Genomic DNA, 20,391 nt, shown 5'->3' with positions numbered 1-20,391 from the left:
GGGTGGCCCGGCACACTGGTTGCTCACGACGACGGTACCCGGAGCCGGTGGTCCGGCGATAGGCGGGAGTGCCGTCCGAGGGTGCCGATTTCTTGACGCGCGCCCGATTTGCGGTGTTTTGCAGCCCGCCCGACGGCAGGCCGCCGATCATGTAAATCACACGCGGGACGGCGTTGTCGGCGGGAGTGCGTACCCTGGAGGTACACGAAACCCCCTGCCCCCCTGCGGGCTGTCCGGGGTTACTCGGCGTGCCTACGGAAGGTGCACATGACCCTCTCCGGTCTCCTCGAACCCCTGCGGCGCGACCCCGCGCTGCGTGCCGCCGCCGAGGCGGCGGCGCTCGGCGCCCGCCCCCGGCTCGACCTCACCGCCGTCGGCGGCCTGCGCGCCCCGGCCATCGCCGCGATCGCCGGCACCGGGCGGACGGTGCTCGCGGTCACCGCGACCGGCCGGGAGACCGAGGACCTCGCCGCCGCGCTGCGCTCGCTGCTCGGCGACTCGGCGGTCGCCGAGTTCCCGTCCTGGGAGACGCTGCCGCACGAACGCCTCTCGCCGCGCTCCGACACCGTGGGCCGCCGCCTGGCCGTACTGCGCCGCCTGGCCCATCCGGGCGACGGGAACCGACTCAGCGTCGTCGTGGCGCCGATCCGCTCGGTCCTGCAGCCGCAGGTGGCCGGGCTCGGCGACCTCGAACCGGTGCGGGTGGTCGCGGGCGCCGAGCTGGAGCTCGAAGAGGTGACGCGCCGGCTGGCCGACGCCGCCTACCTGCGCACCGACCTCGTGGAAAAGCGCGGCGACTTCGCGGTGCGCGGCGGCATCCTGGACGTCTTCCCGCCGACCGAGGAGCACCCGCTGCGGCTGGAGTTCTGGGGCGACACGGTCGAGGAGATCCGCTACTTCAAGGTCGCCGACCAGCGCTCGCTGGAAATCGCGCAGGGCGGGCTGTGGGCGCCGCCGTGCCGCGAGCTGCTGCTGACCGAGACCGTCCGCAAGCGGGCGCACGGCTACGCCTCCGAGTACCCGGAGCTCGCGGACGTCTTCGGCAAGATCGCCGAGGGCATCGCGGTCGAGGGCATGGAGTCGCTGGCGCCGGTGCTGGTCGACAAGATGGAGCTGCTGGCCGACGTCGTGCCGGAGGGCACCCACGTCGTGGTGTGCGACCCGGAGCGGGTGCGCACCCGGGCCGCCGACCTGGTCAGCACCTCGCAGGAGTTCCTTGAGGCCTCCTGGGCCGCGGCCGCCCTCGGCGGCAAGAGCCCGCTGGACCTCGGCGCGGCCTCGCTCTGGTCGCTCGCCGACCTGCGCGACCACGTGCGCTCCCGCGGCCTGCCCTGGTGGTCGATCACCCCCTTCGTCGCGGACGCCGGCCTGGCCGAGTTCGCGGCGGACGGCGAGTCCGTCGAGACCGACGACACCGAGATCTCCCCGGCCGCGGAGGCGCCCGACTACCGGGGCGAGGGCGCGACGATGCTGGCCGACGTGCGCCGCTGGCTGCGGGAGGGCTGGCACGTCGTGCTGACCACGGAGGGCCACGGCCCGGCCGAGCGGCTCGCCGAGGTGCTGCGCGGCGCCGACCTCGGCGTGCGCCTGGTGCCGGACCTGGACGCACCGATGGAGACCGGGATCGCGTACGTCACCTGCGCGTCCTTCGGCCGCGGCTTCGTGGACGAGGCGGCGAGGCTGGTGCTGCTGACCGAGACCGACATCTCCGGCCAGCGCTCGTCGACCAAGGACATGAACCGGATGCCCTCGCGGCGCCGCAACATGGTCGATCCGCTGCAGCTCAAGACGGGGGACTACGTCGTGCACGAGCAGCACGGCGTCGGGCGGTACATCGAGATGGTGCAGCGCACCGTCGCCGGGGCCACCCGCGAGTACCTGGTGATCGAGTACGCGAGCTCGAAGCGCGGCCAGCCCGGCGACCGGCTCTACGTGCCGACCGACCAGCTCGAGCAGGTCACGAAGTACGTCGGCGGCGAGTCGCCCTCGATGCACCGGCTCGGCGGCGCCGACTGGCAGAAGGCGAAGTCGCGGGCCCGCAAGGCGGTGCGCGACATCGCCGGCGACCTGATCCGGCTCTACTCGGCCCGGCAGGCCGCGCCGGGCCACGCCTTCGCCGGGGACACGCCCTGGCAGCGCGAACTCGAGGACGCCTTCCCGTACACCGAGACCCCGGACCAGCTCGCGTGCATCGACGAGGTCAAGGGCGACATGGAGAAGACGGTCCCGATGGACCGGCTCATCTGCGGCGACGTGGGCTACGGCAAGACCGAGATCGCGGTGCGCGCGGCCTTCAAGGCGGTGCAGGACGGCAAGCAGGTCGCCGTGCTGGTGCCGACCACGCTGCTCGTGCAGCAGCACTTCTCCACCTTCGCCGAGCGCTACGCGCAGTTCCCGGTGACGATCAAGGCCCTCTCGCGCTTCCAGAGCGACAAGGAGTCGGCCGAGGTGCTGCGCGGCCTGGCCGAGGGCTCGGTGGACGTCGTGATCGGCACCCACCGGCTGTTCGCCAAGGACACCAGGTTCAAGGACCTCGGCCTGGTGATCGTGGACGAGGAGCAGCGCTTCGGCGTCGAGCACAAGGAGCACCTCAAGCAGATGCGGGCGAACGTGGACGTGCTGACCATGTCCGCGACCCCGATCCCGCGCACGCTCGAGATGGCGGTCACCGGCATCCGCGAGATGTCCACGATCCAGACCCCGCCGGAGGAGCGGCACCCGGTGCTCACCTTCGTCGGCGCGTACGAGGAGAAGCAGATCGGCGCGGCGATCCGGCGCGAGCTGCTGCGCGAGGGCCAGGTCTTCTACATCCACAACCGGGTCGAGTCGATCGACCGGGCCGCGGCGCGGCTGCGCCAGCTGGTGCCGGAGGCCCGGGTGGCCACGGCGCACGGCCAGATGAACGAGCACGCGCTGGAGAAGCTGATCGTCGACTTCTGGAACCGCGAGTACGACGTGCTGGTGTGCACGACGATCGTCGAGTCGGGCATCGACATCGCGAACGCCAACACCCTGATCGTCGAGCGCGCCGACAACTTCGGCCTGAGCCAGCTGCACCAGCTGCGCGGCCGGGTCGGCCGCGGCCGCGAGCGCGCGTACGCGTACTTCCTGTATCCGCCGGAGAAGCCGCTGACCGAGACCGCGCACGAGCGGCTGGCCACCATCGCCCAGCACACCGACCTCGGGGCCGGCATGTACGTGGCGATGAAGGACCTGGAGATCCGCGGCGCGGGCAACCTGCTCGGCGGCGAGCAGTCCGGGCACATCGAAGGGGTCGGATTCGACCTGTACGTGCGGATGGTCGGCGAGGCGGTCAAGGAGTTCAAGGAGCAGGCGGCGGGCCTCAGCAGCCCGGACGAGGCCCCGGACATGCGGGTGGACCTCCCGGTGGACGCGCACATCCCGCACGAGTGGGTGCCCGGCGAACGGCTGCGTCTTGAGGCTTACCGCCGGATCGCGTCCATCGCCAGGGAGGAGGACGTCGTCGCCGTGCACGACGAGCTCGTGGACCGCTACGGGAAGCTGCCCGAGCCGGTCGGCAACCTGCTGGCCGTGGCGCTGTTCCGCGCCCACGCCCGGGAGGCGGGCCTCGCCGAGATCGTGCTGCAGGGCAACTTCGTGAAGTTCAGCCAGGTCTACCTGCGCGAGTCCCAGGAGATGCGGCTCAAGCGGGTCTTCCCCGGCTCGATCGTGAAGAAGCAGTCCGACCACATCCTGGTGCCGCGGCCGAAGACCTCCGGCTTCCCCGCCGAGCCGGTCACCGGCCTGCCGCTGCTCGAGTGGTGCCGCTCGCTGATCGACGGCGTCATCCGGATGGGCGCGTGACCTGACGATGGATAAGGTGAGCGCCGTGACCGGACGGATCATCCTCGTGCCCTTCTCTCCCCGGGTCGCCCCCGGGCTGCTCTCGGCCGCCGCCTGGAAGGCGGTGACGGGCGCCGGGGCGCGGGTGCACGCGGGCAGCGCGGAGCACCCGATCCTGGAGTACCTGGACGACCAGGACGTCGAGATCGAGCTGATCGAGGGCGAGACGGCCGAGGTGGCCGACGAGCTGCTCAAGGAGGCCGCGGCAGGCGAGACGGTGGTCTGGCTGGCCGATCCCTCGGGCGAGGACCAGCCGCTGGTGCTCGCGCTCGGCGAGCGGCTGACCGGCGGCTCGGCGGACGAGGCGGAGATCGAGCTCGAACTCACCCCCGGCAGCTACGACGTGCCCGGCGCCCGCCTGCTCGACCTGGTCGCCGTGATGGACCGGCTGCGCTCCCCGGGCGGCTGCCCGTGGGACGCCCAGCAGACGCACCGGTCGCTGGTGAAATTCCTGCTGGAAGAGGCCTACGAGACCGTCGAGACGATCGAGGACGGCGATCCGGACACCCCCGGGGAGGGCCGGGACGCGCTGCGCGAGGAGCTCGGCGACGTGCTGCTCCAGGTCGCCTTCCACTCCCGGATCGCCCGGGAGCACCCCGAGGACCCGTTCGACATCGACGACGTGGCGCAGGGCATCGTGACGAAGCTCATCAACCGCCATCCGCACGTCTTCGCCGACGTCGCCGCCGGGACCGCGGCCGACGTCGAGGCCAACTGGGAGCAGATCAAGGCGGCGGAGAAGGGCCGCACCTCGGTCGTCGAGGGCGTGCCGCTCAACCAGCCGGCTCTCTCATTAGCAGAGAAGCTACTCAAACGGTCGAAGAACGCGGGTATGGATGTAACGATTCCGCTACTTCCCCAGACGCTTCGTGCACCTGCGGATAATTCGGACGCAGATGCGCAGGCGCAGGTCGGGGCGCTGCTGATGGCGGTCGTGGGGCTGGCCCGGGAGCTGGGCGTGGATCCGGAGGCGGCGCTGCGCGCCGAGGCCAGGCGGCTGCGGGACGAGATTCTTAACCAGGAGGCCTCCCGGTCGTCGGGCAAGTGCGGTTAGTCTGGTCAGTGCACCGGCGCCGGAACCCCCACCAACGGTGCGGCACACGGCTACGGCAACTGATCATTAGGAGTGCGGAACCATGTTTCGTGGCGGACTTGAGCCCTGGCACGTCATCGTCATTCTCGCCCTTATCGTGCTGCTGTTCGGCTCGCGCAAGCTGCCGGACGCCGCGCGGTCGGTCGGCCAGTCCCTGCGCATCTTCAAGTCGGAGATGAAGGCCGCCAAGGACGACGGCGCGAGCGCGCCGGCCCAGCCGCAGGCGGCGCCGCAGGCCGTCGAGAGCTCGGTCGTCCCGCCGGCCCAGCCGGTCACCGACTCCGTCCCGTCGCACGACGCCGCCCAGCGCTGACGTACCGCGCCCGAGGCGCGTCGCCGCCGATCCCGTTCCGAAAGCGAGCCGCGTGCCCGCCGGAACGGGATCTCGCCGTCTCCGGGCCCGCGGACCGCGCCTGCCCGGCCACGGTCCGCCCGGGCGCCGTCCGCCCGGTCGCGATCAGCCCGGTGAGACCACTGGTCTAGGCCATTCACTCGTATCGGTGACTCTGCGGGACAGGGGTTCTCAACCCGCCCCGCGGTCCTATATTTTCCCGCGCGTGGACATGGCACTTGCGCTCACCGACAGCCAGACCGAACGCCTGCGCAAAGTCGCCGAGTACGAACAGGCGACGACGTACGAGGTCGTCTTCCTGGCCCTCGAGGAGTACCTGGCGGACAAGGAGCAGCAGCAGCGCCGCAGCGCCGCTCCGCGGGCGGCCGAGCGGCGCCGGGAGCTGCTGCGCAGCTTCGCCGGGATCGACCACGGCTGACCTGTCCGCGCCGCCGGCGGGCGGCGTGTGACGATGGAGCGGTGACCGAGCAGCCCGCCTCCGCCCCGACCGCGTCCCCGGACGCGCCGCAGCTCTTCGATCGCGCGTTCATCGACGATCCGTACCCGGCCTACGCCTGGCTGCGCGAGCACGCGCCGGTGCACCGGGCGAAGCTGCCGAACGGCGTCGAGGCCTACCTGGTCACCCGGTACGACGACGTGAAGTCCGTGCTCGCCGATCCGCGGCTGTCGAAGAACGCCGCGGCCTCGTTCCCCGGCTGGCAGCCCGGCCGCACCGGCATCCCCGGCGAGCACCGCTCCGGCATCGCCGCGCACCTGCTCAATCTCGACCCGCCGGACCACACCCGGCTGCGGCGGCTGGTCTCGAAGGCCTTCACGCCGCGCCGGATCGCCGACTTCGAGCCCTCCATCGCCCGGATCGCGGACGAGCTGCTGGACGCCTGCGAGAAGACGGCGCGGGACGGCGACGGCACCGTCGACCTGATCCGCGGCTACGCGTGCCCGCTGCCGGTCGCCGTCATCCTGGAGATGCTCGGCGTGCCGCCGGAGGACCAGGCGATCTTCCACGAGTGGGCGTTCGGCGTCGTGGACCGCGGCAGCGTGCGCGGGGGCGTCGGACGGTCCGTCAAGCGCATCCGCGGCTATCTGCGCACCCTCATTCACAAGAAGCGGCTCAACCCCGGCGAGGACCTGCTGACCGCCCTCGTGCGCGCCTCGGACCACGGCGAGCACCTGAGCGAGGACGAGGCCGCCTCGATGGCGTTCATCCTCCTCTTCGCCGGTTTCGAGACCACGATCAACCTGATCGGGAACGGCACGCTCGCGTTGCTGACCCATCCGGAGCAGCGCGCCCGGCTCCAGGCGAACCCGGCCCTGCTGGACGGCGCGGTCGAGGAGCTGCTGCGCTACGACGGCCCGGTCGAGTTCGCCACCTGGCGTTTCACCACCGCGCCCATCACCGTGGGCGGCGTCGGGATCCCGGCCGGGGAACCGGTGCTCGCCGTCCTCGCCGCGGCCGACCGCGATCCGCGGCGTTTCGCCGATCCCGACACGCTCGACCTCGGCCGGCCGGCGCCCGGGCACCTCGCGCTCGGCCACGGCATCCACTTCTGCATCGGCGCGCCGCTGGCCAGGCTGGAGGGTCGGATCGGCTTCGAGCGGCTGCTCGCGCGCCACCCCGAGATCGCGCTCGCCGCGCCCGCCGAATCGTTGCGCTGGCATTCCGGGCTGATCATGCGCGGGGTCCACGAGCTGCCGGTCCGGCTCAGCCCCGAGGGGCGACGGCGCATCGGGTGACGAGGGACGGACGGCCCGTGCGTGGCCGAGTGCCGGTGAACTAGGCTGCCCCACGACGAGATATGACAGCTTGACGAAGGAGTACGCACGTGGCGTCCATCGAAGCAGTCGGCGCGCGGGAGATCCTCGACTCCCGCGGGAACCCCACGGTCGAGGTCGAGGTCGCGCTCGACGACGGCGTGATCGCCCGCGCGGCGGTCCCCTCCGGCGCGTCCACCGGTGCCTTCGAGGCTGTGGAACTGCGCGACGGTGACCAGGAGCGCTACAACGGCAAGGGCGTGACCAAGGCCGTGCTCGCCGTCCTCGACGAGATCGGCCCGGCGCTGATCGGGTTCGACGCGCACGAGCAGCGCCTGGTCGACCAAGAGCTCAAGGACCTGGACGGCACCCCGAACAAGAGCCGGATCGGCGCCAACGCCATCCTCGGCGTTTCGCTGGCCGTCGCCAAGGCCGCCGCCGAGTCGGCCGGCCTGCCGCTGTTCCGCTACCTCGGCGGCCCGAACGCGCACCTGCTCCCGGTGCCGATGATGAACATCCTCAACGGCGGCGCGCACGCGGACTCCAACGTCGACATCCAGGAGTTCATGATCGCGCCGATCGGCGCGGAGACCTACGGCGAGGCGCTGCGCTGGGGCGTGGAGACCTACCACGCGCTCAAGTCCGTGCTCAAGGGCCGCGGCCTGGCCACCGGCCTCGGCGACGAGGGCGGCTTCGCCCCGAACCTGGACTCCAACCGGGCCGCGCTCGACCTGATCCTCGAGGCCATCGAGAAGGCCGGCTACCGCCCGGGCGAGGACATCGCGCTCGCGCTCGACGTCGCGGCGACCGAGCTGTACAAGGACGGCGTCTACGAGTTCGAGGGCTCCAAGCTCTCCGGCGCCGACCTGTCCGCGTACTACGGCGAGCTGGTCGCCAACTACCCGCTGGTCTCCATCGAGGACTCGCACAGCGAGGAGGACTGGGACGGCTGGAAGTCGGTCACCGAGCTGCTCGGCGGCAAGGTGCAGCTGGTCGGCGACGACCTGTTCGTCACCAACCCGGAGCGCCTGGCCCGCGGCATCAAGGGCGGCCAGGCCAACGCGCTGCTGGTGAAGGTGAACCAGATCGGCTCGCTGTCCGAGACCTTCGACGCGGTCACCCTGGCGCACCGCTCCGGCTACGCCACGATGATGTCGCACCGCTCCGGCGAGACCGAGGACACCACGATCGCCGACCTGGCCGTCGCGGTCGAGTCCGGCCAGATCAAGACCGGCGCCCCGGCCCGGTCCGAGCGGGTCGCCAAGTACAACCAGCTGCTGCGCATCGAGGAGGAGCTCGACGACGCCGCCCGCTACGCGGGCCGTTCGGCCTTCCCGCGCTTCAACGCGTAACCGCAATACGATGGTGGCGCGTCCCGCTCGGGGCGCGCCGCTTTCCGTTTGACGAGGGGGTGTCAGGCCGCATGGCGCACGAGCGAACCGAGGGCGCCAAGCCCCCGGCCGAGCCCGCGGCGCGGAAGACCGCGAGGCCGGCGAGGGCCGCGAAGCCGGAGAAGGCTGCGAAGCCAGAGAACTCGGCGAGGCCGGAGACGGTTGCGAAGCCGGAGAAGGCTGCGAAGCCGGAGAAGTCGGCGAGGCCGGAGAAGTCGGCGAGGCCGGAGACGGTTGCGAAGCCGGAGAAGTCGGCGAGGCCGGAGAAGTCGGCGAGGCCGGAGAAGGCCGGTCGGTCCGCCAGGTCCGCGCTCGGCCTGGTGCCGCCCGCGCGCGCCGCCGACAAGACCGGTGCCGCCGACAAGACCGGTACCGCGGACAAGGCCGGCGCCGGGACCCACCCGCGCGCTCTTCGTCCCCGCCTCCGCCCCGGTTCGCCGCGTCCGCGCCTCCGGCTCACCCGGCGGGCCACGATCCTGCTGCTGGCCGTCTGCGCGGTCGTGTGCACCATCGCGTACCCGTTGCAGGAGTATCTGGCCCAGCGCTCCCAGCTGGAGTCGATCGACGCGCAGAACGCCGCGCTGAGCAGCAAGGTGACGAGCCTTCAGGCGCAGATCTCGCTCTGGCGCGACCCCGGCTACGTGGCGATCCAGGCCCGCTCCCAGCTGCACTACGTGCTGCCCGGCGAGGAGGGCTTCACGCTGCCCGGAACGGCGATCGGCAGCGAGCCGCTCGGCATGCCGACGCCCAGCGCGTCGCCCTGGTACGACACGCTGTGGGGCACGGTGAAGTCGCCGACCGCCACGCAGAGCGGCCAGTAGACCGCCGCGGAGCGCATACGAGCGCCCCGCGGCAGGTGGGCCACCACGGACCGGACGCGAGCGCCGAGCGGCAGGTGGGCCGCCGCGGAGCGGACGCGAGCGCCGAGCCGCTGGTAAGCCACCACGGACCGGACGCGGGCGCCGAGCGGCAGGTGGGCCGCTGCGGAGCGCATACGAGCGCTCCGCAGCAGGTAAGCCACCACGGACTGGACGCGAGCACCGAGCGGCAGGTGGGCCGCTGCGGCCCGGACGCGAGCGCCGCGCGGGCGGCGGCTCGACCGGCCGGTAGTACCGTAGACCGGTGAACAGCGTGCACAGCGCGGCCGCAGACGCCGTGGATCCGAAGGACGCCGCCGCCGTCGAGGCCCAGCTCGGCCGGGCGCCGCGCGGGCTGCGGGCGGTCGCGCACCGGTGCCCCTGCGGAAACCCGGACGTCGTGGAGACCGCGCCGCGGATCAAGACCGAGCGCAATCCGGACGGCGAGCCCTTCCCCACCCTCTACTACCTGACCTGCCCGAAGGCCGCCTCCGCGATCGGCACGCTGGAGGGCGGCGGCCTGATGGCCGAGATGACCGAGCGGCTCGGCACCGACCCCGAGCTCGCCGCGAAGTACCGGGCCGCGCACGAGGACTACATCCGGCGGCGGGACGCGATCGAGATCCTGGCCGGCTTCCCCAGCGCCGGCGGCATGCCCGACCGGGTCAAGTGCCTGCACGTGCTGGTCGCGCACTCGCTCGCGGCCGGCCCCGGCGTGAACCCGCTCGGCGACGAGGCGCTCGCGCTGCTGCCGGAGTGGTGGCGCAACGGCGCCTGCGTGAACCTCGATCCGGAGACCCCGGACGACTCGGACGACGTAGATGACTCGCACGACGTCGATGACTCGGCCGACTCGCACGACCCGGCCGGCTCGGATGACTCGAATGACTCGGATGACTCGGATGTGGAGGCGGGCCGTTGAGCGGCAGGCGTGTGGCGGCGGTCGACTGCGGCACCAACTCGATCCGCCTGCTCGTGGCGGACCTCGATCCGGAGACCGGCGCGGAGACCGAGCTTGACCGCAGGATGCTGATCGTGCGCCTCGGCCAGGGCGTGGACGCCACCGGCCGGTTCGCCGACGAGGCGCTCGAGCGGACCTTCGCCGCGTGCGACGAGTACGCGCGGGTCATCGCCGAGTACGGTGTCAGCGAGCTGCGTTTCGTGGCCACCAGCGCGACCCGGGACGCGAGCAACCGCGAGGAGTTCTTCGCCGGGGTGCGCGCTCGGCTGGGCGTCGACCCCGAGGTGATCAGCGGAGACGAGGAGGCGAGCCTCTCCTTCCGTGGCGCGACCCGCGCCCTCGCCGACGACGGCTCCGACCACCCGACCCCGTATCTCGTGGTCGACATCGGCGGCGGCTCGACCGAGTTCGTACTCGGTGCCGAGGACGTCGTGGCGGCACGGTCCGTCGACGTGGGCTGCGTCCGGATGACGGAGCGTCACTTCAAGTCCGACCCGCCGACCTCCGCGCAGATCGCCGCCGCCCGGCGGGACATCGACGCGGCGATCGACCTCGCCGCCGAGACCGTGGACCTCGCCCAGGCCAAGACGCTCGTCGGCCTCGCGGGCTCGGTGACCACGCTCGCCGCCATCGCCCTCGGGCTCAGCGAGTACGACCGCTCGCGGGTGCACCTCGCGCGCATCCCGGCCGAGGTCGTCCGGCAGACGTCCGCCGACCTGCTCGCCATGTCCCACGAGCAGCGCGCGGCCATCCCGGTCATCCACCCCGGCCGGGTGGACGTGATCGGCGCCGGCGGACTGGTCCTGACCCAGATCATGGACCGGCTCGGGCTGCCCGAGGTCGTCGTCTCCGAGCACGACATCCTCGACGGCATCGCGTACAGCGTCTTGGACTAGCCGGCCCACTGCCCGCTGAAGTAGAGCAGCGTCACCCCGACCATCAGGGCGCCGCTCACGCTCAGGACGGCGACGGTGGCCCAGCGGCGCGCCGCGAGCCAGATCGCGGCGCCGACCCAGAGGGGCCACCAGAGCAGCATCTCGCGCGGGATCGACTGGTAGTACGTGGACGTGGCCAGCGTGAACACGGAGATGCCGACGTAGGTGAGCTCCGCCCACCGCCGCCGCCAGCCGAGCCAGAGCACGGTCGCCACGCCGACGAGCACGGCGAGCAGTTCCAGCCGGAAGGCCCAGGCGTCGAAGCTGCCGACGCCCGCCAGGGAGCCGTGGCCGGCTCCTGTCCCGGTGCCGGATCCGGTGCTCGACTGCGGGATCGACTGCGCCGACCCGCCGCCGAAGCCCTGCCGCCCGCCGCTCGTGCCGCTGCTTCCGGTGGTCCCGCTCGTGCCGCTGCTTCCCGTGGTGCCGCCCGAACCGCTGCCGGGGAAGCCGCCGCCGTTCCCGGGGAGGCCGCCCTGGCCGCCGGAGCCGCCGCCCGGGAAGCCGCCGTTCCCGCCGCTGCGCCCGCCGGTGTTCCCGCCGTTCCCGCCGGCTCCGCCAGCGCCCAGGCCGCCGCCGAAGCCCGAGCCGAAGGCGTTGTTCCAGGACGTCTTCCAGGCGGAGATCGGGTCGGTGAACGAGCGCGACCAGCCGCGCTTCTCCGCGTGCAGCCACTCCAGCCAGTCGCCGGTGATGTCCTTCAGGTACGCCGCGTACGCACCCGCCGAGGCGAGCGGCAGCAGCAGCGCGGGGGACCGGACCCAGTCCCGCCTCGTCGGCCGCGAGGCCAGGAACATGACCCCGATGCCGGCCAGCACGAAGAGGCCGTTGATCCGGATCGTGCAGGCGAAGGCGAGCAGGATCCCCGCGCGCACCCACTGCCCGCGCCGCGCCGCCAGCCAGGCCGGGACGGCGAAGGCCAGGAACAGCGCCTCGGTGTAGCCGACCGCGAGGAAGACCGCGGCCGGGGCGCAGACCAGCAGGAGAACGGCCGTGCGCGCGGCCCGGCCGGTCTGCTCCTCGGTCGCCTCGGGGTGCCGGCGCAGGTACTCGAACTCGGTCAGCCGGGCCAGCGCCACCACCGCGACCCCGCCGGCCACGAGCGAGATCAGCAGGCCGGAGACGGCCCAGTCGCGCACGATGAGATGGACGAACCGCAGCGTGAGCGGGTAGCCGGGCAGGAAGGCGGTGATGTTCTCGTCGTACGCCGGCCCCTTGCCGCTCGTGTACCCGTACTCGGCGACGGTCAGGTAGCGGTACCAGTCCCAGTGTTGGAACAGGCCCAGCCACGACTCGGAGGCGCCGCTCGAGGTGGCGTAGCGCGAGTAGAGGCTCAGCAGCAGCATCGCCGCCCTGGTGACCAGCCAGACGCCGAGCGCCGTCAGGTCCACCCGTCGCGGGCGCGGCAGCCGACGGCGCGGCTCGGGGCCGGGCAGGGCCGGCGCGGAGCCGCTGGGAGCGGGGGTGCTTGTCTGAAATGCCACGTCCGCGACGATAAGCGGCATGCATGAGCGTGCTCTGAGAAGCTTCCGGCGGATGCGGTGAGAGCAGCCGCGGGACCTGCCCGGTCGCGAACCCGGCGATCTTCGCCCGGCCCCCGGCCCCCCGAACCTCCTTACTGTGCGCTAAGAGAATGGGGCGCGCACTGTCTTCCACCGGCCCCGGTCGCTTACGATGACATATCGACCGGTCGACGCCGGTCGGCTCAGGCTGCGCCCGGCACCACCACCGCCGGGCCGCGGTCGCCGTCCGCATTTGTCTCGCAAGGAGCCGTTCCCAAAGTGCCTGCCCTCTTCGACAAGGTCCTGCGCGCCGGCGAAGGGAAGATCCTTCGCAAGCTGGCCAAGACGGCCGAGCTGATCAACTCGATCGAAGACGACTTCGTCGACCTCACGGACGAGGAACTGCGCGCCCTCACGGACGAGTACAAGCAGCGCTACCAGGACGGCGAGACCCTGGACCAGCTGCTGCCCGAGGCGTTCGCCACCGTGCGCGAGGCGGCCAAGCGGTCCATCGGCCAGCGCCACTACGACGTGCAGCTGATGGGCGGCGCCGCGCTGCACATGGGCAACATCGCCGAGGCGCGCACCGGTGAGGGCAAGACCCTCATGGGCACGCTGCCGGCGTACCTGAACGCGCTGGCCGGCCAGGGTGTGCACATCGTCACGACGAACGACTACCTGGCCGAGCGCGACTCGGAGTGGATGGGCCGGATCCACCGCTTCCTCGGCCTGAGCGTCGGCTGCATCCTGGCGAACATGACGCCCGAGCAGCGGCGCGAGGCGTACAACTGCGACATCACCTACGGCACGAACAACGAGTTCGGCTTCGACTACCTGCGCGACAACATGGCCTGGGACAAGGCCGACCTGGTCCAGCGCGGGCACTTCTACGCGTGCGTCGACGAGGTGGACTCGATCCTGATCGACGAGGCCCGCACCCCGCTGATCATCTCGGGCCCGGCCGACCAGGCCACCAAGTGGTACGTGGACTTCGCCCGGATCGCCAACCGGCTCGCCAAGGACACCGACTACGAGGTCGACGAGAAGAAGAAGACCGTCGGCATCCTGGAGCGCGGCGTCGAGCGGGTCGAGGACCTGCTGGGCATCGAGAACCTCTACGAGTCGGTGAACACCCCGCTGGTCGGCTACCTCAACAACGCGATCAAGGCCAAGGAGCTGTTCAAGAAGGACCGCGACTACGTGGTCATGAACAACGAGGTCATGATCGTCGACGAGCACACCGGCCGCATCCTGGCCGGCCGCCGCTACAACGAGGGCATGCACCAGGCGATCGAGGCCAAGGAGGGGGTGGAGATCCAGAACGAGAACCAGACGCTGGCCACCATCACCCTGCAGAACTACTTCCGCCTCTACGACAAGCTGGCCGGCATGACCGGTACCGCGCTGACCGAGGCGGCGGAGTTCCACCAGATCTACAAGCTCGGCGTGGTCCCGATCCCGACGAACAAGCCGATGATCCGCGCGGACCGCCAGGACCTCATCTACATGACCGAAGAGGCCAAGTTCAAGGCCGTGGTCAAGGACATCGAGGCGCGGCACGCCGAGGGCCAGCCGGTGCTGATCGGCACCGTCTCGGTGGAGAAGTCGGAGTACCTCTCGCAGCAGCTGCGCAAGGCCGGCATCCCGCACGAGGTGCTGAACGCGAAGTACCACGAGCGCGAGGCGCAGATCGTCGCGCAGGCCGGGCGCAAGGGCGCGGTCACCGTGGCCACCAACATGGCCGGCCGCGGTACCGACATCAAGCTCGGCGGCAACGACGAGGCGCTGGCCGAGGCCGAGCTGCAGCAGCGCGGCCTGACCCGCACCGACACGCCCGAGGAGTTCGAGGCGGCGTGGCCCGAGGCGCTGGAGAAGGCCAAGAAGGCCGTCGCGCTCGAGCAGGACGAGGTCGTCGAGGCCGGCGGCCTGTACGTGCTCGGCACCGAGCGGCACGAGTCGCGCCGGATCGACAACCAGCTGCGCGGCCGCGCCGGCCGGCAGGGCGACCCGGGCGAGTCCCGGTTCTACCTCTCCCTCGGCGACGACCTGATGCGGCTGTTCAAGGCGCAGATCGTCGAGCGGGTGCTGGCGGCGGCGAACGTGGCCGACGACGTGCCGATCGAGTCCAAGATGGTCACCCGCGCGATCCAGTCGGCGCAGAGCCAGCTCGAGCAGCAGAACTTCGAGATCCGCAAGAACGTCCTGAAGTACGACGACGTCATCAACAAGCAGCGCACGGTGATCTACGCCGAGCGGCTGCGCGTGCTCGAGGGCGAGGACCTGCGCGAGCACGTCCGGCACATGATGGAGGACACGGTCGCCAGCTACGTCGACGCGGCCACCTCCGAGGGCTTCGCCGAGGACTGGGACCTGGACAAGCTCTGGACGGCGCTGCGCACGCTGTACCCGGTCTCGATCACGCTGGACGAGGTCGAGGAGTCGGTCGGCAGCCGCTCCGGCATCACCTCCCAGGTGCTCACCGAGGAGCTCACCGCCGACATCCTCGCCGCGTACGACCGGCGCGAGGCGACCCTGAGCGAGGCCATCACCCGCGAGCTCGAGCGCCGCGTGGTCCTCTCGGTGCTCGACCGCAAGTGGCGCGAGCACCTCTACGAGATGGACTACCTGCAGGAGGGCATCGGCCTGCGCGCCATGGCCCAGCGCGACCCGCTGGTCGAGTACCAGCGCGAGGGCTTCGACATGTTCAACGCGATGATGGACGCGATCAAGGAGGAGTCGGTCGGCTACCTGTTCAACCTGGAGGTCCAGGTCGAGGCGGCCAGCGACGACCCCGAGGACCAGGCCCGCGCCGACGCCGCGACCGCGCACCTGAACGCCAAGGGCCTCGACGCTCCGCAGCAGCCGGCCAAGCTGAACTACTCGGCGCCCGGCGAGACCGGCGAGGCCGAGGAGCGCACCGTGGTCAACGAGGGCGCGCCGCAGGACGCCAAGCCGGAGCCGAAGCGCTCCCAGGGCCGCCGCCGCAAGAAGTAGCCGGCAAGCCCGCGCATCCGCGTGATCGCGACGCCCCGTCAGGCCCCCCGGCCCGGCGGGGCGTCCGGCGTTTTCGGCGCTCCCGCGCGCCGCGCTCCGGGTCGCGCCGGGTCCGCGCCGGGGTCGCGCCATCTGCCGACCGGCCCAGCGCGGCTCACCGTATCGGGTGATCTTCACGTACGCAGGGCAACGGTTCGCCCCGCTCGTCGGTCCTACGTGGCATCCCAGTCTTGAGGGTCTCGAGGAGAACGGGGCGTAAAAGATGCGCGAGGACGACGTTTACCTCATCACGGAGGTCAACATCTCGGACAGCGGCCTGCAGCGCGTGGCCGGCGCGCTGGCCGACCACGGCGGCGCCGGCGGGACGGTGCCCGGCCAGCGCGGCTGGCTGAGGTCCTGGGTGACCGGCTGGACGCACCGGCTCGAGGTCGATCCGCTCGGCCTGCCGCAGCCCGAGCCGATCGCCGGGGTGGGCCGGTTGGCCGAGGCCGTGGTCGACGTGCTCCTCGAGCGCCGGCCGCTGGAGCAGATGCGCCGCTGGCTCTCCCGCGACGTGGCCGGACAGCTGACCCCGCAGGCCGCCGGGCGCGTCGGCTACGGCTTCGAGGCCGCCGCGGAAGCCCTCGCCGTCGCCCCGGCGGACCGCCGCGCCTCGCGGTTCGCCGCCCGTTCGATGATCCGTTCGGTCCGGCTGCACCAGCCGGCCGCCGGGATCGTCGAGTCGACCGTCATCGTTCAGGACGGTCCGCGGGTGCGCGCCGTGGCCCTCCGCTTCGAGCAGGCCGCGCCCGCCGCGCCCGGCCGGCACGGTACACCGCAGCCGCGCGGCTTCGACTGGCTGTGCACCGCGCTGCAGTTCAACTGACGGTCTGACGGCCGGCGCGGGCGGCGGCCGGTCCGCCGCGGCTCAGTGCCGCACGGCCCGGTGCGCCTCGACCGGCGCCGGTCCCTTGAGCGGCTCGAAGCCCGGGTCGCCCGCGGTGACGGCGCGGCCGGTGCGGCGGCGGTCGTAGGGGAGGGCGAACTCCAGGCCAAAGGCCGCGACGGCGAAACGGGGCAGGTCGAACCAGGAGCCGATGTAGACGGCGCGCGGGTTCCAGCCGGGCTGGAACTTGTCGTTGAAGCGGTAGAGCGAGTCCACCTGGATCAGCGGGTCGAGCAGGCCGATGGCCCGGATCGTGGCGCGCTCGGCTCCGGTCAGCGACTCGGGGCTGGAGCGCGCCCGGGCCAGCAGCGGGCGGAAGGCGGCGAAGTTGAGCGAGATCCTCGGGTAGCCGTGGCTGCGGGCGTAGTCGATCATGTCGACGATCAGCCGCTCGTTGACGCCGTTCGGGGACAGCGGCGTGCGCGGCATCACGTCCAGCGAGAGGGCCGCGTTCCGTCCGGCGTGCGCGGCGGGGAAGTAGCGCTGGAAGGCGACGGCGTAGCCCTCGGGGGCCATCGCGACCGCGACCAGCGCGTCGGGGTGCACCCCGCGCGCCATCGCGTCGAGGTTCATCGCGAAGCCGTGCTCGCGGCCGGCGGCGCCGAGCCATTCGCGGTGGATCCGGCGCAGCTGGCCGGCCAGGCCGGGATCGAGCTGCCGCTCCGGAATGACCTCGGTGACCAGGCCCGCGCGCTCGGTGCGGTGGACGGCCTGGCGGACGTTGCGCATCGAGCGGCCGTGCAGGGTGAAGGCCCCGGTGTCGACGATCACCTCGTCGCCGATGCCGATGGAGCGCATGCCGCGCTCCTCCCACAGCAGCCGCGCGTCCGGGCCCGCGCCGAGTACGGCGGGACGCCAGCCGCTGCGCTCCACCAGCGTGCAGTACTCCTCGACCGCGCCGGGCCAGGACTCGCGCGCGCCGACCGGATCGCCGCCCGCCACGGCCATGCCCGCGAGCACGCGGTAGGAGACGGCGGCGCGGCCGTCCGCGGAGAAGACGTAGCTCTTGTCGTAGCGCATCGCGAAGGGGGCGAGGGTCTCGGAGTCCGGGTGCGAGACCATCGCGCGCACGATCGCGCGCTGCGCCCGGCCGGCCGGGCGCGGGGCCGGGGCGGAGGCGAGCAGCCAGCCGGTCACCACGATGACCAGCCCGCCGCTGAGCAGCGCGATGCCGTTGATCTGCCAGGCCGGCCCGTCGAACGCGGCCGGGCCCGGGTTCGCCGCGGCCATCGAGACGACCGTGCGCCCGATGTCCGGCGCGGAGACCGGGGTCTCGAAGTGCGAGCGCTCCATGAACAGGCCGCCGCCGCCGACGACGAGGATCGCGGTGACGGAGAACGCGCTGATCTCGGCCGCCTGCTTGAGCCGGGTGGCGTTGAGCGGGACCCGGAAGCGGCTGCGGCCGTGCCACAGGCCGATGATCGCGAAGCCGAGCGGGGCCAGCCGCCAGGGCGCGGCGGGGCTCGGCGCGAGGGCGGCCTCGAGCTCGGCGGCCGCGCTCCAGGCCAGCAGGCACAGCGCCAGCGCCCAGGCCGTCTGCCTGCCGCGGGCCATGCCCCAGGCCAGCATCAGCAGCACGCCGGCCAGCAGCACGGCGTGCGGTGCGGTCGGGTTGGTGCCGCACACGGTCAGCGTCAGCCCGGTCAGCCACCCCGGCTGGGCGAGCAGCGCGTAGCCGAGCATGACGAGGCCGGCCGCGGCCACCAGCGCCGCGAACGGCCACACGGTCCGCTCATGCCGATCGCCGCCGGCCCGGCGGCTCGCCTCGGCCCGGCGGACAGACATCACATTCATCGCCACCTCCCCGCAATAGTGCAACTACCCGCAGTGCGGACGGATTCCCCTTTCGCGCCGGAGTTGTCGAGTCGTTATGGAGGTGCTCGGGCACAGGGTGACGCACGGCCCACGCGGCGCTCGCGCCCCTACTATCCCGCCGATACCGCGCTCCCCCCGCCCGGCGCGCCCACCGCCGCGTCAGCCGCCCGGCCCCCTCGGACTGGCTCATCCGGGGGAAACCCGCGACCGCGCCACCCGCCGCGTGCCCGCGCCGGCGTTATGAGATGGTGATGAACGTGTTGGAGAACGTGAGGGCGCGCGGCGTGCACCCGCCCGCGGTCCGCCGCGGCCTGGTGCTGGGCGGGGGAGGCACGCTCGGCGCGGCCTGGATGATCGGCGCGCTGCGGGCGATCGAGCAGCGCTCTGGCCTGGACCTGCGCGACGCGCAGCTGATCGTCGGCACCTCCGCCGGCTCCATTCTCGCCGCGCTGCTCGGCGCGGGCGCGTCGGCCGAGGACCTGTGGCGGCACCAGCGGGGCGAGCCGGTCGAGCTCGGGCCCTTGGCCGGGCACATCTTCGACTACGACATGGCCGCGGGCGGCGCCGCCCCGCCGATGCCGATCCCCGGCCTGCTCGGCTCGCCGCGGCTGATCGCCCGCTCGGTGCGCCACCCGCGCCGCTACCCGGGCACGGCCGTGCTCTCCGCGTTCATGCCGCCCGGCCGCGGCTCGCTCGGCGACATCGGGCAGATGGTGGAGGACGTCATCCCCTCCGGCACGTGGTCCCCGCACCCCGGGATCCGGATCGTCGCGATGGACTACGACTCGGGCGAGCGCGTCGTGTTCGGCCGGGCCGGCTCTCCCCCGATCGGCTTGGCCGAGGCCGTCGTCGCGTCCTGCTCGATCCCGGGCTGGTTCCCGCCCGCGCGCCTCGGCGAGCGCCGCTTCGTGGACGGCGGCACCGTCTCCACCACGAACCTCGACGTGGTCGGCGCCGACGAGCTGCCGGCCGGCCGGGCGCTCGACGAGGTGTACGTGCTGGCCCCCTCGGCGGCCCGCGGCTACGACAAGCCCTCCGGCGTGCTCGGCAGGCTGGAGCGCAGCTTCCGGCACCTGGTCACCCGGCAGATGCTGCACGAGGTCATCCAGATCAGGCGGGAGGGGACCCGGGTGCACGTGCTGTGCCCAGGCCCCGAGGACCTCGAGGTGATCGGCGCCAACCTGATGGACCCCAGCCGCCGGGTCGAGGTGCTGGACACGGCCATGCGCACGGTGACCGCGAGCCTGGCCGCCGACCACGAGCTCCAGCCCGAGGTCGATCCGGCCCCCAGGCGTTAACCTCGTCCCATGCGCGTCTACCTGCCTGCCACGATGCCCCTGCTCGCACGGCTCTCCGCGGACGGCGAGCTGCACCTGACGGACGGATTCGCGGTCACCGAGTCGCTGCGCGACTGGTACGCCGAGGGCGACGAGGAGGAGCTGGAGTACGCCGCGCTGACCGCCGCCGCCCGCGCCTCGCTGCGCCGGCTGGCCGGCGAGCCGGATGCCGCGCGCCGCCGGGTGGTGATCGCCTCCGACATCAACGACGCGCGGGTCTCCCTCCCGGCCGACGGCGCCGGGCCCGCGGAGCCCGGTGTGATCAAGATCACAGGCTCCGTGCGTTTGGTCGACATCGCTTCCCTGCACGTGGACGAGGCGGGCGCACAGGAGTACGTCACGGCGGCCGCGCGCGCCCTGTCCGCCGCCGACGAGGGTGACGCCGACGCGCTGTTCACCGTGGACGCCGTCGAGGACTACGACCTGCTCTGGTTCGCCGCGCAGGAACTCGGCGACCTGCTCTAGCCGGGGGGATCTTCGCTCCTGTGTTCCCCTGTTCGGTCCACACTGTAGGAATCCACAACTCAGACGTAACAACGTGATCGGACAGCCGCATCCCGGCGTTCCACTTTGCCGGGTAGCCTTTCAGGCGTACCCGAGGCCGGGAACCGCC

16 protein-coding genes are annotated in these 20,391 nt (G+C 72.3%); 14 read left to right on the top strand and 2 right to left on the bottom strand.

Annotated features, from left to right (window positions below; all coding sequences use genetic code 11):
• The first annotated feature begins 267 nt into the window (after window positions 1-267).
• The 10 genes from mfd to KDK95_RS13195 all read left to right on the top strand — a co-directional run bounded on the left by mfd (window position 268) and on the right by KDK95_RS13195 (window position 11,166).
• On the top strand, window positions 268-3,825 hold the full coding sequence (mfd, locus tag KDK95_RS13240) for a transcription-repair coupling factor (RefSeq protein WP_212518426.1): 3,558 nt from the start codon (window positions 268-270) through the stop codon (window positions 3,823-3,825).
• 7 nt (window positions 3,826-3,832) lie between these two features.
• Window positions 3,833-4,918 (top strand): nucleoside triphosphate pyrophosphohydrolase, encoded by a 1,086-nt coding sequence (locus KDK95_RS13235; protein ID WP_212518425.1) that lies wholly within the window; start codon window positions 3,833-3,835, stop codon window positions 4,916-4,918.
• An 82-nt stretch (window positions 4,919-5,000) separates the two neighbouring features.
• Window positions 5,001-5,270, top strand: coding sequence for a Sec-independent protein translocase subunit TatA (tatA, locus tag KDK95_RS13230; RefSeq protein ID WP_212518424.1), 270 nt, complete (start codon window positions 5,001-5,003; stop codon window positions 5,268-5,270).
• 244 nt (window positions 5,271-5,514) lie between these two features.
• Window positions 5,515-5,727 (top strand): hypothetical protein, encoded by a 213-nt coding sequence (locus KDK95_RS13225; protein WP_212518423.1) that lies wholly within the window; start codon window positions 5,515-5,517, stop codon window positions 5,725-5,727.
• Window positions 5,728-5,768: 41 nt separating this feature from the next.
• Entirely contained in the window at window positions 5,769-7,043 is a 1,275-nt protein-coding gene (locus KDK95_RS37680; protein ID WP_212518422.1) for a cytochrome P450 family protein, read from the top strand.
• Window positions 7,044-7,132: 89 nt separating this feature from the next.
• Window positions 7,133-8,413: a phosphopyruvate hydratase gene (eno, locus tag KDK95_RS13215; RefSeq protein ID WP_212518421.1), complete on the top strand. Its 1,281-nt coding sequence runs from the start codon at window positions 7,133-7,135 to the stop codon at window positions 8,411-8,413.
• A gap of 71 nt (window positions 8,414-8,484) precedes the next feature.
• Window positions 8,485-9,273, top strand: coding sequence for an FtsB family cell division protein (locus KDK95_RS13210; RefSeq protein ID WP_212518420.1), 789 nt, complete (start codon window positions 8,485-8,487; stop codon window positions 9,271-9,273).
• Between the two features lie 35 nt (window positions 9,274-9,308).
• Window positions 9,309-9,578 (top strand): hypothetical protein, encoded by a 270-nt coding sequence (locus KDK95_RS13205; RefSeq protein ID WP_212518419.1) that lies wholly within the window; start codon window positions 9,309-9,311, stop codon window positions 9,576-9,578.
• Window positions 9,575-10,231, top strand: coding sequence for a DUF501 domain-containing protein (locus KDK95_RS13200; protein ID WP_212518418.1), 657 nt, complete (start codon window positions 9,575-9,577; stop codon window positions 10,229-10,231). The genes KDK95_RS13205 and KDK95_RS13200 overlap by 4 nt, the downstream gene beginning before the upstream one ends.
• Window positions 10,228-11,166, top strand: coding sequence for a Ppx/GppA phosphatase family protein (locus tag KDK95_RS13195; protein ID WP_212518417.1), 939 nt, complete (start codon window positions 10,228-10,230; stop codon window positions 11,164-11,166). The genes KDK95_RS13200 and KDK95_RS13195 overlap by 4 nt, the downstream gene beginning before the upstream one ends.
• Here KDK95_RS13195 and KDK95_RS13190 read toward each other — a convergent pair.
• Entirely contained in the window at window positions 11,163-12,689 is a 1,527-nt protein-coding gene (locus tag KDK95_RS13190; protein ID WP_212518416.1) for a mannosyltransferase family protein, read from the bottom strand. The two genes, KDK95_RS13195 and KDK95_RS13190, sit on opposite strands and share 4 nt — an antisense overlap.
• Before the next feature lie 297 nt (window positions 12,690-12,986).
• On the opposite strand from KDK95_RS13190, the gene secA reads away from it, so the two are divergent.
• Together secA and KDK95_RS13180 are read left to right on the top strand one after the other, a co-directional pair.
• Window positions 12,987-15,701 (top strand): preprotein translocase subunit SecA, encoded by a 2,715-nt coding sequence (gene secA / locus KDK95_RS13185; RefSeq protein ID WP_212518415.1) that lies wholly within the window; start codon window positions 12,987-12,989, stop codon window positions 15,699-15,701.
• A gap of 262 nt (window positions 15,702-15,963) precedes the next feature.
• Window positions 15,964-16,566, top strand: a complete 603-nt coding sequence (locus KDK95_RS13180; protein WP_212518414.1) for an Rv3235 family protein — start codon at window positions 15,964-15,966, stop codon at window positions 16,564-16,566.
• A 42-nt stretch (window positions 16,567-16,608) separates the two neighbouring features.
• Here KDK95_RS13180 and KDK95_RS13175 read toward each other — a convergent pair whose 3' ends face one another.
• On the bottom strand, window positions 16,609-18,420 hold the full coding sequence (locus KDK95_RS13175; RefSeq protein ID WP_212518413.1) for a bifunctional lysylphosphatidylglycerol flippase/synthetase MprF: 1,812 nt from the start codon (window positions 18,418-18,420) through the stop codon (window positions 16,609-16,611).
• Between the two features lie 272 nt (window positions 18,421-18,692).
• Here KDK95_RS13175 and KDK95_RS13170 point away from each other — a divergent pair, with 272 nt between their 5' ends.
• On the top strand, window positions 18,693-19,739 hold the full coding sequence (locus KDK95_RS13170) for a patatin-like phospholipase family protein (protein ID WP_212518412.1): 1,047 nt from the start codon (window positions 18,693-18,695) through the stop codon (window positions 19,737-19,739).
• Window positions 19,740-19,748: 9 nt separating this feature from the next.
• Window positions 19,749-20,243, top strand: coding sequence for a DUF6912 family protein (locus KDK95_RS13165; RefSeq protein ID WP_212518411.1), 495 nt, complete (start codon window positions 19,749-19,751; stop codon window positions 20,241-20,243).
• Window positions 20,244-20,391 lie beyond the last annotated feature (148 nt).

Source organism: Actinospica acidithermotolerans (genome assembly GCF_018139625.1).
GTDB lineage: Bacteria > Actinomycetota > Actinomycetes > Streptomycetales > Catenulisporaceae > Actinospica > Actinospica acidithermotolerans.
Note: the sequence above shows the minus strand (reverse complement) of the source record. Positions and strands in the feature narration are given on the sequence as shown.

Coding starts and splice junctions, on each gene's coding strand:
- KDK95_RS13180 (WP_212518414.1), top strand. CDS start 15,964: ATGCGCGAGGACGACGTTTACCTCATCACGGAGGTCAACATCTCGGAC.
- KDK95_RS13235 (WP_212518425.1), top strand. CDS start 3,833: ATGGATAAGGTGAGCGCCGTGACCGGACGGATCATCCTCGTGCCCTTC.
- KDK95_RS13170 (WP_212518412.1), top strand. CDS start 18,693: ATGAACGTGTTGGAGAACGTGAGGGCGCGCGGCGTGCACCCGCCCGCG.
- mfd (WP_212518426.1), top strand. CDS start 268: ATGACCCTCTCCGGTCTCCTCGAACCCCTGCGGCGCGACCCCGCGCTG.
- KDK95_RS13175 (WP_212518413.1), bottom strand. CDS start 18,420: ATGAATGTGATGTCTGTCCGCCGGGCCGAGGCGAGCCGCCGGGCCGGC.
- tatA (WP_212518424.1), top strand. CDS start 5,001: ATGTTTCGTGGCGGACTTGAGCCCTGGCACGTCATCGTCATTCTCGCC.
- KDK95_RS13210 (WP_212518420.1), top strand. CDS start 8,485: ATGGCGCACGAGCGAACCGAGGGCGCCAAGCCCCCGGCCGAGCCCGCG.
- KDK95_RS13165 (WP_212518411.1), top strand. CDS start 19,749: ATGCGCGTCTACCTGCCTGCCACGATGCCCCTGCTCGCACGGCTCTCC.